The organism is Methanosarcina sp. DH2 (assembly GCF_020804225.1).
Lineage (GTDB): Archaea > Halobacteriota > Methanosarcinia > Methanosarcinales > Methanosarcinaceae > Methanosarcina.
Genome location: NZ_WJBI01000005.1, coordinates 195,651 through 209,144, shown reverse-complemented (window position 1 = coordinate 209,144; position 13,494 = coordinate 195,651). Strand labels below are relative to the sequence as shown.

12 protein-coding genes are annotated in these 13,494 nt (G+C 38.4%); 6 read left to right on the top strand and 6 right to left on the bottom strand.

The window, feature by feature from the left end; translation table 11 throughout:
• Positions 1-65 precede the first annotated feature (65 nt).
• Both FXV91_RS09760 and FXV91_RS09755 read left to right on the top strand, forming a co-directional pair.
• Entirely contained in the window at positions 66-2,159 is a 2,094-nt protein-coding gene (locus FXV91_RS09760; RefSeq protein ID WP_229390395.1) for an ATP-dependent DNA helicase, read from the top strand.
• 980 nt (positions 2,160-3,139) lie between these two features.
• The gene (locus FXV91_RS09755) at positions 3,140-3,292 is read left to right on the top strand and encodes a DUF3796 domain-containing protein (protein WP_229390394.1); all 153 of its coding nucleotides are present in this window, start codon (positions 3,140-3,142) and stop codon (positions 3,290-3,292) included.
• Positions 3,293-3,668: 376 nt separating this feature from the next.
• Here the strand turns inward: FXV91_RS09755 and FXV91_RS09750 are convergent, their stop codons facing one another.
• A complete protein-coding gene (locus tag FXV91_RS09750; RefSeq protein WP_229390393.1) occupies positions 3,669-3,827 on the bottom strand; it encodes a hypothetical protein in 159 nt (52 codons plus the stop codon).
• Positions 3,828-5,055: 1,228 nt separating this feature from the next.
• Here FXV91_RS09750 and FXV91_RS09745 point away from each other — a divergent pair.
• The gene (locus tag FXV91_RS09745) at positions 5,056-5,298 is read left to right on the top strand and encodes a hypothetical protein (protein WP_229390392.1); all 243 of its coding nucleotides are present in this window, start codon (positions 5,056-5,058) and stop codon (positions 5,296-5,298) included.
• Between the two features lie 248 nt (positions 5,299-5,546).
• Here FXV91_RS09745 and FXV91_RS09740 read toward each other — a convergent pair whose 3' ends face one another.
• A complete protein-coding gene (locus FXV91_RS09740) occupies positions 5,547-6,323 on the bottom strand; it encodes an exodeoxyribonuclease III (RefSeq protein WP_229390391.1) in 777 nt (258 codons plus the stop codon).
• A gap of 379 nt (positions 6,324-6,702) precedes the next feature.
• Here FXV91_RS09740 and FXV91_RS09735 point away from each other — a divergent pair, with 379 nt between their 5' ends.
• The 3 genes from FXV91_RS09735 (at position 6,703) to FXV91_RS09725 (ending at position 9,905) form a co-directional block, all read left to right on the top strand.
• The gene (locus FXV91_RS09735; protein ID WP_229390390.1) at positions 6,703-7,719 is read left to right on the top strand and encodes a cache domain-containing protein; all 1,017 of its coding nucleotides are present in this window, start codon (positions 6,703-6,705) and stop codon (positions 7,717-7,719) included.
• A 124-nt stretch (positions 7,720-7,843) separates the two neighbouring features.
• Positions 7,844-8,797 (top strand): mechanosensitive ion channel domain-containing protein, encoded by a 954-nt coding sequence (locus tag FXV91_RS09730; protein WP_229390389.1) that lies wholly within the window; start codon positions 7,844-7,846, stop codon positions 8,795-8,797.
• A 76-nt stretch (positions 8,798-8,873) separates the two neighbouring features.
• On the top strand, positions 8,874-9,905 hold the full coding sequence (locus FXV91_RS09725; protein WP_229390388.1) for a class I SAM-dependent methyltransferase family protein: 1,032 nt from the start codon (positions 8,874-8,876) through the stop codon (positions 9,903-9,905).
• Between the two features lie 30 nt (positions 9,906-9,935).
• Here FXV91_RS09725 and FXV91_RS09720 read toward each other — a convergent pair whose 3' ends face one another.
• The 4 genes from FXV91_RS09720 to FXV91_RS09705 form a co-directional block, all read right to left on the bottom strand.
• Positions 9,936-10,586, bottom strand: a complete 651-nt coding sequence (locus FXV91_RS09720; RefSeq protein ID WP_229390387.1) for a hypothetical protein — start codon at positions 10,584-10,586, stop codon at positions 9,936-9,938.
• 175 nt (positions 10,587-10,761) lie between these two features.
• Positions 10,762-11,394, bottom strand: coding sequence for a hypothetical protein (locus FXV91_RS09715; protein ID WP_229390386.1), 633 nt, complete (start codon positions 11,392-11,394; stop codon positions 10,762-10,764).
• Positions 11,395-11,804: 410 nt separating this feature from the next.
• Positions 11,805-12,350: a DUF6141 family protein gene (locus FXV91_RS09710; protein WP_229390385.1), complete on the bottom strand. Its 546-nt coding sequence runs from the start codon at positions 12,348-12,350 to the stop codon at positions 11,805-11,807.
• Between the two features lie 491 nt (positions 12,351-12,841).
• Positions 12,842-13,396 carry a DUF6141 family protein gene (locus tag FXV91_RS09705; RefSeq protein ID WP_229390384.1) on the bottom strand — a complete coding sequence of 185 codons (555 nt, stop codon included), beginning with the start codon at positions 13,394-13,396 and terminating at the stop codon, positions 12,842-12,844.
• Positions 13,397-13,494 lie beyond the last annotated feature (98 nt).

Below are 13,494 nucleotides of genomic sequence, written 5' to 3'. Positions count from 1 at the left end.
TGTTTAATAAATCTTACAGAACACTATAGTATATATACCATTTATAAATTTAAACTGGAATTTATATGGTCATAAAAGACTTTTTCCCTCATGGTGAATTCAGGGGCTATCAAGAACATGTTTTAGATAAAATTCAGGAAGGACTTGATAGGGGAAAGATAAACTTTATAATTCAGGCTCCAACGGGTTCGGGAAAAACTGCGTTGTCTATTGCAATTGCCAGGTATTTTAAAAATGCCTACATCTGCACCAACCAGAAATCCCTCCAGAAACAATACGTTGAAGATTACCCTCAATGCGTAAATGAAGTCACTGGAAGAGGAAACTGGATTTGTAAAATGTTGAAAGAAATGGGAGAAAAAAAGGAAGACAGGTCTAATTACCTGTGTTCTGAAGGCCTTTGTAAACTTTCCATAGACGAAGAGGAAGATGAGGACAGCGAAAATAAAAAGCATAAGATTCTGGAAAAATTGGATATAATACCGGAATGTGACAGAAAACCTGTTAAATGCGATCTGGACTACAAAGAGTTAAAGGATGAAAATGCAAAGGATGAAAATGCAAAGGATGAAAATGCAAAGGACAAAAATACTCTTTTTGCAGGCTTTTCTTCCAGTAGAGGAGGTCTATGCTGGAAAACTGCGGAACGGGAGAGATGCGAGTATTATGTCCAGAAAATGAAAGGTTTAAACTCGCCAATTACGATTTTTAATTACAATTATTTTTTAATAGAATCTAATTATGTAGGCGACTTTGGGGAACGGGAAGTCTTAATCGCTGATGAAGGGCATAACATAGAATTTCAGGTAGCGAACTTCATTAAATTCACATTTTCGAATAATAATTTAAAATTCCTGCCGGATTCTCACTTTCCGGATCTTAGCAACATAGAAGTTACAATGAAGGAAAAGCTGGAAGTATATGCTTCCTGGCTGGAGAATATTCAAAACACAATTCCTGAAGAAATAGCAAAAGAATTTCTCAATCTGGAAGAATTAAATTATCCTGATAAGGAGCTCCATAAGATTGTAAAAGTTATACGGAGTAAAGTTGATAGTGGAATTGAGGATTTAATTGATGTTTGCAAAGATAGGTTAAGAAAAGAAAAACGTGATAATGAAGATGATATTTCATCCCTGGTTGCTAATTCACAAAGGGACCAGAACGAGAAATCGAAATATGAAGCCCAGCTCAGGGTAGAGAGGCTCAATAAAATAGTAAACTTACATGGTAAAATAACGAGATTTTTGTTAGAATACTGGAAAAACCCCTCTAACTGGATATTAGAAATTAAAGAAAAAGAAAAAGGAAAAGAAAAATATAAGGAAATTGAGTCAGTTAATTTCAGACCCATTTTTATTAATGAATACGCTGAAGACAAATTTTTCAGGTTTGGAAAAATCCGCATAATAATGTCTGCTACTATCCTGGACTGTTCTTATTTTGCCGGAAACATGGGGCTTGACCCGGAAGAAACTATTTTTATTCCAATTCCTCCCACATTCCCATCGGAAAACCATGGAGTATATCATCTTTCCATAGGCAAACTGAATTTTGAAAACCTGGTTCTGAATAACGACCGGATTTTGTGGGCTAACCTGGTAGTGGCTGTGGATTTCATATTATCAATGTTCCCGAAATATAAAGGAATCATTCATACATCAAATTCCGACATCTCGAAATACTTAAAATCTTATTGTAAAGAAGGGCATTCCCGAATTTTAACACATAACCAGCACAATAGATTGGAGGTTCTGAACCGCCATCTAAAATCCCCTGAACCTACTGTGCTTTGCACCCCTTCCATGACAGAGGGTGTAGACCTTGCAGATGATTCCTCCAGGTTTCAAATTTTGATTAAAGTCCCGTATCCGGATATAAGTGATCTTTACATCTCAACAAGAAAGGACAAAGACAAATTTTTTTATAAATACAAAACTGCTATTTCAGTGTGCCAGAGTATTGGAAGGTCTATAAGATCGGAAGAAGACTGGGCTTACACATTTACCCTGGATTCAAGATTCCCTAAATATATCTCAGACAATAGAAACTTGATAAATGAATCTGTGAGTTTTTACGAGAAAAGAATCCTTGATTTCCCTTCCGAAAAATCAATACAAAAAATGAAGAAAGAAATATTTCGGAATTTACATTTTTGAAAGGACATTAAACCAGAATCGAATGAGATTCATATCTGGAAAAAATTAAAAAATAGACGCTCTCATGTAGAAAGCCTTCACAGGTGAACTGGTCTCATAAAAATGAAGTTATAGGGAACTGAATCATAAGCGGTTAGCTCGAAATTCGGAATCCTGAAGACTGGCTCGAAATCCTGAATCCTGAATTCTGACCCGTAAAACCGTATTAGCCATATTGTGTGGTTTTTGTCACTCCCGACTAAGGAGAGCGGTCTTCCCCAAAAAGACAAAGAAGAAGAAATAAAGAGAAAAATAAGAAAAGAATCGGTAGATAATACCCAATTCTGCTTTTATAGCTCTTTGTTGCTTTCTCACGTTTCTTTTTCCTATTTTCCTTCCCTTTACTTCTTTTTCCTTCTTACTTCTTTCTTACTTCTTTCTTACTTCTTTCTTACTTCTTTCTTACTTATTTCTTACTTATTTCTTACTTATTTCTTACTTATTTCTTATTTATTTCTTCTTTTTTTGAAGGGCCGTCAGAAAAGCTGGCGGGGGCGTTTATATGTATCTGCGAATTTTAACGCGTATCCAGAGTCAAGAGAATTAATTTTTATGTTACGTGTCAATGAAGGAAAATAAGAAGGGAAAGAAAAGAGAAAGAGCCAGAAAAAAGTTTCAAAATAAGCGTGAAAGGTTTAAAATTTGTCACTCAGGCTTCAAGGTTCTTTTCCAGATATTTTTTGAAAGACCGGTCGTCTGCGTCCGGTGAGAGCATGGGAAAATTAAAAAGTGGACCTTACCTTTAAAGGTTGCCAGGATAGAAAAAGGGAAACTGGTGGCGTTCTGAATCAGAAATAGTAGAAAAAAAGGTAGGCTGTTTAATAAATGTCATATGAAGTAGGTTCTCAAGGGGCAGGCAAGAGGGACAAAGTTAGTGTATAAACGAATTATAAGCATTAAATTTTAGAAAATTTTAAGTAGATATTTATATTAGTAACTCTATGGAAAATCGTAGAAATTTAGGTTATTTAGGATTTTTTGGCTTTTTAGGAATTCAGGGAATAGTTGGAATTGCAACTGGAAATTACGGACTGGCAGGATACGTGGCCTTCTTTGCTTTCTTCATCTTTTTTAAGTATTTCAAAGAAGAATAATTCAAAGAAAGATATTTTTAAACCAGAGTTTTCGCCTTCAGAATAAGATCTGGCCACCGCCAATTTCGGCTAATGTATAAGTCCAGGACAATGAAGCTTCCTGACATTCCTGGAACTACTGTACAGGACAGTTACACAGACAAAATATGGGTTTGGACGGAGAGGAGTCATTGTTTGAATAAAATCTCAAAGAAGCTGTTGGACCAGTTCTCGGGGAGTTCTCTTCCTTGTAGGCTTAAACCGTCAGTAGGGATAATTTTCAACGATGGTATCAGGTAGACCTGACAGCTGGACATACTCAATCGTAGCCTTGACTATTTGAAGAAACAGGAAAATCACAGCTAAATCAGCCTGAAAGATCCCGGAGTAGGGGAAATTAGATGCTCGGATTACTCCGGATATCATGGCGTAGAGTGAAGAACAAAAGGAGGAGCAGAGCCAGGCCAATAATCACCAGGATCAGGACGCATCCAAAAGCCGTCTCCGGAGGGATTTGTTGACTAATAGCTTCAGCATCACCAACCAATGAAGACATATTATAGTATTAATATCTCAAATATAAATAAATTCCCTAATCCCGGAAAAATAAAAATAAACATCTATTTCAGCTTTTTTCGGTTAAATTAAGATTAAAGACCAAAGTCAATGTAAACCAAAATAGCGCCACAAACTCAAAAGTGTGAGATCAGGGTAAATTCAGGAAGGGTAAATTCAGGAAGGATAAATTCAGGAAGGATAAATTTAGGAAGGATAAAAAGAGGTAATCTTTCAGAAGTTCAGTTTAGAAGTAGATGGTAGGATCTGAGTCCCTATTCTCAATCCCTACCTGCGATCCAACCCTGGATTGAGAGGAAACCCTATTTCTCTCAATCTAAGCATGTATCATAATGCCATGGAGATATATATCATAATTGATATGAAAAATTAGTTTTTAATTTAAACTTTGGTATAATTAAATAATTATATTATATTGAAAATTTTAATGTCGTTGAAAAAACCGTGAATATAAAGAAAAATGCATAATGAGCTTGAAATTTTTTACGTCAAACAATTTTTTGCTTGAAAACCATTTTTGATATAATTTATTTAATATAGTTTCTGCTATTACTATGTGCTGGAGTTGGGGAATAGAGCTGGTGTATCATCAAAATAAAAGAATCTCCTGGAGGTCGCTAATCCTTCTTCGAATCAATGTGCTTGGGGGAGCATAATATTCCGAAGAAATTGTATTGGGGGATACAGTAGATGCAGCGCCTCTGGGCTTCTTCTTACACTGTCTATTACTTTTCTTTTATTGAGATTTTTTAAAACTCAATTTTTGCCCCTTCAGTATCATAAGTAAAAGTCGAGTATTCTATTGACTTTTTTTGTCCAGATTAGCATCGATCATGAGGAAGTGCAGTAGTTAAAACAAGCTCATTACCAGAATTATACCATGGTTTATATGAAGAAACACAAAACCCTGGGCTAAAGACCCGGGGAATATAAACGTCAACTTTCCTAACATTCTTTTCGCGGTGAATAGCCTTAATCAGCTATTAATTTGTATATAACACGGATTTTCCTAATTGTGAAATTAAAGATAAAGAAATAAAACTAGTTAAAACAATATTCAAGGGGTTTGGGTAGTTCCTAAGAATTTGTAAACAATAGTTTGAATATGAGCCAAAAAGCCACGAGATTTGTGGTTTCAGGTAGTTCGCAAAGTTAGGCTGTGAAATAATTATTCGTCTTTAAGATGACTCTATGGGGGGGCTAAAAACTTGGTTAATAGTGGAATGAAAGAACCAGAAAATAATTTCGACAGGGCGATAGAATTTCTTGAAAACAGGAAAATAGAATCATTAAGTAATCTAACCAGTGAGATTGAAAAAAAGGACCTGTCAAATGATTTCGATAAGGGAATACAAATACTCAAAGAGAAAAAGAAAAAGTTGATAAATGTTCAAGAAACAGAAAAGAAAAAAAGTGAAGAAACAGAGAAACGAAAAGGAAGGAAAAAATAAAAATGGAGATTTAGTTAAATCTTCATTTTTCAACTTATCTAAAAGCCAATTTTAACGCGTTATAAGGATAATATTCCCATTCATCATTTCTATAGTAATTTAGTATGCAGTTAATCGCAATAAGATCAACTTTAGCCTCCTACAGTGTATTTCCACTTGCAGACAAGCTAAGACAACAACATATGAAGATTCTTAGAAATAATATATGAAAAAGAAAGGGTAATAAAACTTTGGAAATAAAGCCAAACTTAAAATTCAAGCTCCAGCCCTACCGGACAGTGGTCCGAACCTGTGATTTCAGGATAAATAAGGGCAGCCTTTACATTTCCCCTGAGGTTTTCACTGACAAAGAAATAGTCAAGCCGCCAGCCAACATTCTTTTTACGCGCACCGGTCCTCATTGACCACCATGAATAATTTCCGCCTTCAGGGTTGAACATGCGGAAGGTATCAAGATACCCGGCAGCCAGGAATCTATCCATCCATACACGCTCTTCTGGAAGAAAACCGGATATCATTTCGTTTTGCTTTGGGCGGGCAAGGTCGATCTCTTTATGGGCAGTGTTCACGTCCCCACAGATGACGAGCTTTTTGCCTTCGGCTTTGAGGGCATTTGCGTAATCTAAAAAGGTGTCATAAAAAGCCATTTTGTATCCCAGGCGCTCATGGGAGGCTTTGCCGTTCGGGAAATATATATTCATTAAGATGAAATCTTCATAATCGGTCCTTAAAAAGCGGCCTTCCCTGTCAAAAGTCTCGATCCCCATGCCTTTTTCGGTGTTCAGAGGTTTTTTCTTTGAAAAAGTTCCGACTCCGCTGTAACCGTTCTGCTCTGCGGAAACAAAATAATTATAGTAACCTGGAATATTCTTGACTTCACGCGGAAGCTTATCCTGAGAAGCCTTGGTCTCCTGCACGCAAACAACGTCAAACTCATACCCGATTAAAAGGTCCAGAAAGCCCTTTTTGACAGCAGCCCGGAGACCATTTACGTTCCAGGAAATAAGGTTATAATGTTCCGGCATTTTTACCTCTTTACGTTACTACTTTTTTGCGTTATTACCTCTTACATTACTTCTCTGCTCTTTTTATATTTTCTGGATTTTTCAGCTCAAATCGATATAAAGTTATTCAGGATTGAACATAAGGTCACAGAACCATAAAGAAGTCATTAATTTCTGAGTCATATTGCCATACAATACATAGAATAATCTGATTTACTATGAAATTATCCGGAATTTCAGTAAACGAAAGCTTCTTTAAACAGCTTCCTGCATAGACTGAGTGAAAAAAATAAAATAATACTTCTGATAATTATTATAACTATATATTCAAGCAGATTCTGAAGTTCTGAAGACAACTTAAGAAGCATTGAAGGTTAAGTCAAAAAAGTAAGGAAGTCATATGGATTTAATAAAGATTATATGCGGAATGCTTGCAGTTGCACTTTTCATGGGCATTCTTACCTGTGGAACTCAGGACGAAACGGCAACAATTGCAGAAGAACTTGAAAATAAAAACCTGAGTGACTCTCCCTCGGGAGTGACAGGAGAAGCCCTGGCTGCAGGAGAAAATACAACCATAGAACAGACTTCCCTGGGCCCTGCGCCTCCGGACTCTCTTATCCTTGCAAAAGGGGAGAGTAATATGGCGACAGAAAGGAGAAACATTGAATATAAAGTGAGGGCTACAGCCAGACTTGTTGAGTCACAGGGAGAGAAGCTCTTTCCCTCATTCAGAGAGGCAAAATCCCCGTGGTACAGCGATAATTTCTATATTTTTGTCTGGGCAATGAATGGGACTCAGGTAGTCTGCCCTCCTGATATAGAAAGTGAAGGAGAAAACATGAGTGGGCTTCTGGACGCCAAAGGAAAGCCCATAGGAAATCTCTTCATTGAGGCAGCCCGGAGTGGAAGTGGTGAAGGCTGGATAGATTACAGCTGGAAGGAGTCGGAAAGTTCCGAACCTGCCCACAGGTTTACCTTCGTTAAAAAGGCTACTTTTGAGGGGCGGGCTTACATAATAGGTTCAAGTTTCTATGCAGATGACTACATCTTCTGCAAGAACCTGACCGAATGCACATATCTTGAAGAGCCTGGAAATATTCATGTTGCGGAACTGCTGAACCCCGGAAACATTGATAGAAACCTTGACCTGAACTACAGCATAGCTCATTCGGTTATCGAACCTGGAGAAAGTATCGCTCCCCATATGATGAAAAATCCGGAAGTTCACTATATCCTTGAAGGAGAAGGTATCCTCTATATTGATGGAATCCCGGTAGAACTGCGCCAGGATCAGCTAATATACATCCCTGCAGGAGCTATTCAGACTGCATACAATACCGGAAATATTACTCTCAAATTCCTGGCCATAAACCAGCCTGGTTGGTCAGAAGAAAACACTAAAATATTTGAATAAAAAATAAAAATTGTCTGAATTATCTGAATAAAAAATCCCTGGAAATAAACCTTAACTCTGGCTAAATTAAGTATCAGAAGGCTCTGGCCACCTTGATATATAAAAACCCCTAATAGAATAATACATGAGGGTTATCCAGAGCCTGAATACTTTTATCTTTCTGGCTTTGATTCTTTTTACCGCATACATGCGGTACTTAACTGATTTTTTTGATGAGAATAATGCTCTTCTGGATTCTCTTCTGGCTTCACTAATTGTGATCCTTCTTGCCTACATTATAAACTCTCTTGCAGGTGACTTTATCCTGAAAAGAGTGACAACTGCCAGGGATAGATATGCTCTGCGGAAAACCGTATCTATTCTTGTCACAGTTCTTGCTTTTGCCTCATTTATTGCAATCTGGATTGAAAGAACCAGCACACTGATTATTGCCTATGGGATTTTGAGTGCAGGCATTGCAATCGCACTTCAAGACCTCTTGCGAAGCATAGCCGGGGGAATTCTCATAATCACATCAAATCCCTTTAAAGCCGGAGATAGAATTCAGGTAGGAGATAATATAGGCGATGTGCTGGATATAGGGAACTTCAGTACCAAGCTTATGGAAATTCGGGAGTGGGAAAATTCGGATCAGTACACAGGCAGGATAATTCAGCTCCCGAACAGCTTTGTCCTTAACCAGCCGATCAAAAATTATACACGAGACTTCTCTTTCATCTGGGACGAAATTCGGATTATGCTCATCTATGGAAGCAACTGGAAGAAAGCTCAGGAAATTATACTCAAAATTGCAGACCCCATAGTAAAGGAATTTGAATCTACCGCAAAAGAAGAACTACTGAATATGGAAGAGAAATATTTTCTAGCTACTTATGATGTGCAAACCAACACCTACACATCAATAGGAGAGAACTGGATAGAACTAAGGCTGAGGTACGTGGTTGACCCCCTAAAAAGAAGAGAAGTCAACAACCTTCTTGCTTCAGAAATTCTGGAAGGTTTGGAAAAAGAAGAGGATATCGTTGTCGGGACTTTAACCAACATTGGCGCAGCGAAATCATCTGGTATAGAAGAGTAAAAATTAACTTTTCGGTTTCCAGAAAAAGACCTGAAACACAAAACATTAATCTCATGCATGCTATCCTTCAACTCCAATGTATAGAGCAATCCGGATTCCGCCTGAAAAAGGAGAAGAAATAAGGGAAAAAGCAATTGCCGGGAAATTTTTGGATACCGCAAGAAAAATCCAGAGGATTAAGGCCGAAGAAGGTACTTTTCTAGAAATTCCTGTAACTGAGACTGCAGGAAAAAAAGTGGAAGATTTTCCTGTAATTGAACAGAAAGATCCAGAATTCCTGGAAATCCCAGCCTCCCTCAAAGGACACCTGAAAGGCTCCCTCTCCGCAGCCGAACTTTCCCATGTCCCTTCAGGCTGGCAGGTCCTTGGAGATATAATAATAATCAGCATCCCGGATGCGCTCGAAAGTGAGAAAATCAGGATAGCAGAAGCTCTGCTTTCCATATACCCAAAGTGCAGGAGCGTTGTCCGAGACTTCGGAATTGAAGGGCAGTTCCGCCAGCCAAAAAGGGAACTTCTTCTTGGAAACGGGACCGAAACCGTCCATAAAGAGCATGGTTGTTTTTTCAAGCAGGATGTAACAAAAGTGATGTACTCCAAAGGCAACCTGGAAGAGAGAAAAAGGATGAGCAGGCTTGGAGAAGGGGAAACTGTTGTGGATATGTTTGCAGGAATAGGTTATTTTTCAATTCCTATGGCTGTCCACGCCAGGCCAAAAGAGATTACAAGCATTGAAATAAACCCTGAATCCTTTGCCTATCTGAAGGAAAATATCAGGCTGAACCATGTGGAGGACATTATCACCCCGGTTCCGGGAGACTGTTCTCAGTTTGCTCCCGAAGGGGTGGCGGACAGGGTAATTATGGGTTATGTGGGGACAACACACCATTATCTGGAGCCGGCTATAAAAGCTTTGAAAAAAAGCGGAGGGGTCCTGCATTACCATGAAACAGTGCCCGAAAACCTTGCCAGGACCAGGCCTGAAGAAAGGATCAAAAAAGCTGCCGAACCCCTGGGAAAGAAAGCGGAGATACTGGCAACCCGAAGGATAAAGAAGTATTCTCCGGGCGTCCTGCATGTGGTCGTGGACGCGCAGATCTTTGAATAAAGGCCTTAACCAGGGTTTTTTAGTCTGCAGTCAGCTTTTGTCCGGGGATAAATGACTATCAGGGAATAAACGGTTATCTGCCTTTTTTACTCCTTGTGAGTATGATAATACACTTACATCCATATCAAGAATCTTTCTATAAACATTTCTTTTTTGCACAATAGGCCACCACCCATAAAGAAAAACATAAATAGGCTCCCACATAGCAACCCAGCCAATTATAGTCAGGCCTTCAGAAAGCATGGTCTTTAACAGCCCACTTTCAAAGGTTGATACAAGCCTGATCATAAGCAGGCAGAGAAAAAGGAAAATAACGGCAATGGTCATGTTTCTCCTTCCCCGCTGCAGGAGCCTTTTCAGGTCTACCTCGGTAAGAACTTTCTTGTAAAGGAAATGGTTCCTGATTGCTTCTTTAAGGGTGCTCTCCGTTTCTTGAGAAAATTCGGACGGTGGAACATATACGACAATTTCAAGAGGTTTTTTTAGAGAGAATTCCCCAACTATGTTATAAATATACACTTCTGCTTCTTCATCAAGCTCTTTTTCGTGAAAAGGAGCAGGATCAAATGAATTAAAGATCTGCATCATACTGTGAAGTTCAAGTTCAATTAAGAGCTTTCCTTCACGCTCCCTGTAGAGGGCTTCTGTCCCTTTCGGGGAGATATCCACCCTTCTGACCATTTTTTATCTACCTTTTACATAATATTTATTTACAGAACATTTTTTTGTGGAATATTCTTTTACAGAATATTTTTTATGGATTATTTTTACGTAACACTTTTAAATTAATGTAAACATTCTCTAAACTATTATTATGTTGTATATAAGGATTTACTTGTGAGTTTCAGAAATTAAGTTATTCAGAACTCTTTTTTAGCGTAAAAGAATACCCTGAAGCTCTCTCCTCTGCTGGAGGCGCTGTCCTTATATAGACATCCATATGTACAATTTTTTCGTAAATGTTACGCCTGTGAACAATCGGCCACCAGCCGTAGAGGAAAATATGTACCGGCTCCCACATAGCAACCCAGCCAATGATAAGGAGCCCCTCAGAGAACAGGGTGTTTACAAGGCTTTCTTCAAAAGCCGAAAGCAGCCGGATCACGAGCAGGCAGACGAAAAGGAAGGTAAGGGCTATTATAAGGTTTCTTCTCCCCTGATAAAGAAGCCTTTTCAGTTCTATTTCGGTAAGGAGCTTTTTGTAAGAAAAATGGTTCTTTATAGCTTCTTTAAGGTCAGTTTCGATTTCGGCGCTGACTTCGGCAGATGGAAGATGTATCATTATTTCAAGGGGCTTTTTCAGGGGAAATTCATCTACGGCATTGTAAATATATTCTTCTGCGTCCGGATCAAGGTCTTTTTCTCTAAACGGAGCGGGATCAAAAGAATCAAAAAGCTGCAACAAGCTTTTAAGTTCGAGTTCAATAACAGGTTTTCCTGCATGCTCCCTGTAAAGAGCTTCCGTCCCTTCACCTGAGAACTTTTTCATCTCACCTGCTCCGGTACCTGCTCTAATACTTCTTCCTCCTGTCAGGCTTCCCGTTCTTTATCTGCCCGAAATCAATATTTAATATTGGATCGGCAGGATATAAACTATAAGATAATCCGAAAAAATCGTTTTTAAATCCAATATTACAGAGTGCTTCCACCAGATTGTCTGGCGGTCCTTCAAAAAAAGGAAAATAACCTTCAAAAAAAGGAAAAATAACCTTCAAAAAAAGGGAATAAGACATACATAAAAAAGCGTGCCAAAAGAAACGAAAAAGTTTGAAGAGGGGTATTTTTCAGGTACGTTATAATTCTGTTTTGTCCAGGATTTCCGGAAGCAGGAGTGAACAGCTTTCTAAAAATCGATTTCTTTTCTTATTTCCTTTAATCCCGCAGTTCTTTAGTCTTTGATCAAAAGCTAGCCACAGCAGACATAATAGCCTGGTGAAGTTCTTTTGGGTTCTTAGAGCTGATTACCACTCTTTTTCCGGTGATGAGTTTCAGGGTTACAACGAAATTTGCTCTTTTTGAAAGGGTCGTATCGTTGCAATCCTTTCCGGTAAAAGGGTCATATGCCTGAATCCTGCACTCTTCAACCACGTAAATAGGGATTTTCTTAAATGAGGGGTTCAGAGGTATTAAACGGATATAAATTCCGTCCTTTCTGACCTCTGTGATATGTTTTGTACAGTAGAACAGAAGAGGAAAAAATACCCCGAAGACAAACCAGAGAGCTAACAGGTAGAGGTCAGGGACATTCTGAATCCCGGCAGGTTTTCCAAAGACCAGGCTGTAGACCTCAATATACCATAGCAGAAGAGCAGGATAAAGGACAGAAACCAGAAAAATATTATTGTGCAGATCCTGTACTTCTCGAAAGATTAAACCTGTTTCCGTATGTTCCGTGGCAGCCCCTCCTTGTACTATGACCTGACCAGACACATGCCCTATCAACACATTATTTACACTACTATATCAGGCAAGTGCCCTTTTATACGAAACCGGCAACTTAAACATATTTTAGCAACTTTGCAGTGAATACATATCTTACAGTTAATATATATCTTAGCTTAATTTAAAGACATTCCTTTCAAAGAAAGTGGTTAAATAAGTAAGTGCCCTGCTCTTGAAAACGTTTTTGACTGGAAAGGTCTATAATTGAAAATCCTTCATAATTGAAAATCCTTCTAGTTTTCTCTATTAAAACTGAGTAAATAAACCTTCCGAAAAAAAGTAGGAATTCTATATCACGTTTAATTTAAAAGTCCAGGTAATGAGCAGAACATAGCTATAGTAATAAATTTTTTGAAGAAAATCTGCAAAAAGAAACTTAATTACAGAACATTATAGAAAAATTAATAAACAGGAAAAATTAAGTGAATTTTGGAGTTACAGGGTTTATTGAATTAGAGAATATCTTAATAAAGGCAGCCATTTAAATTGCCGTATCATCCTGAAGTTTGTATTTTTATTGCTTTGCTGACAGCTTCAGCAAGTTTTTCCGGGACCTGTGAGCCAACCATCAGTTTTTTTACTCTGCTCCCTTCCGCAAATTCGAAAAGCACGCCTCTATTGCCCTTTGCATTGTACGCAGTCCCTTTTAGCCCGTAGCGTATGCCCCAACCTCCGTAATCCCTGATTGGGCTATAGGTCATGACTTCATAACTCCTGATACCCTTTAAAGGAAAGGGTCTGAAAGAAAGATGATAAGGGTAAAAGCGGACGTATAGGCCATCTTTCCGGACTTCGGTGATCATTTTAAGGGAATAGAAAAAAAGAGGGAAAAGAACCCCAAAAGCCAGCAGTAAAACAAATATCATCCAGTCAGGAACAGGATTGTTCCCGAAGGGTTTCCTGAGAAAGAGCTGCTGGTAGGCGCCATACCAGGAAAAAAGTACCGGAACCCCGACGACGAGCCTGACCCACATCTGGTCCATCTTCTGGACTTCTCTAAAGAGAACCTGGCTGCGTATCTTGCTCATTCCTTCAGTTGCACAGTACATTTTTTCCGGTCTCCGAATATTTATCAATATTTAACTATCATTTTATATAAATTGGAAGGATTTTTTGCACACAGCATTAAAATTTATTTGAAAGTTAT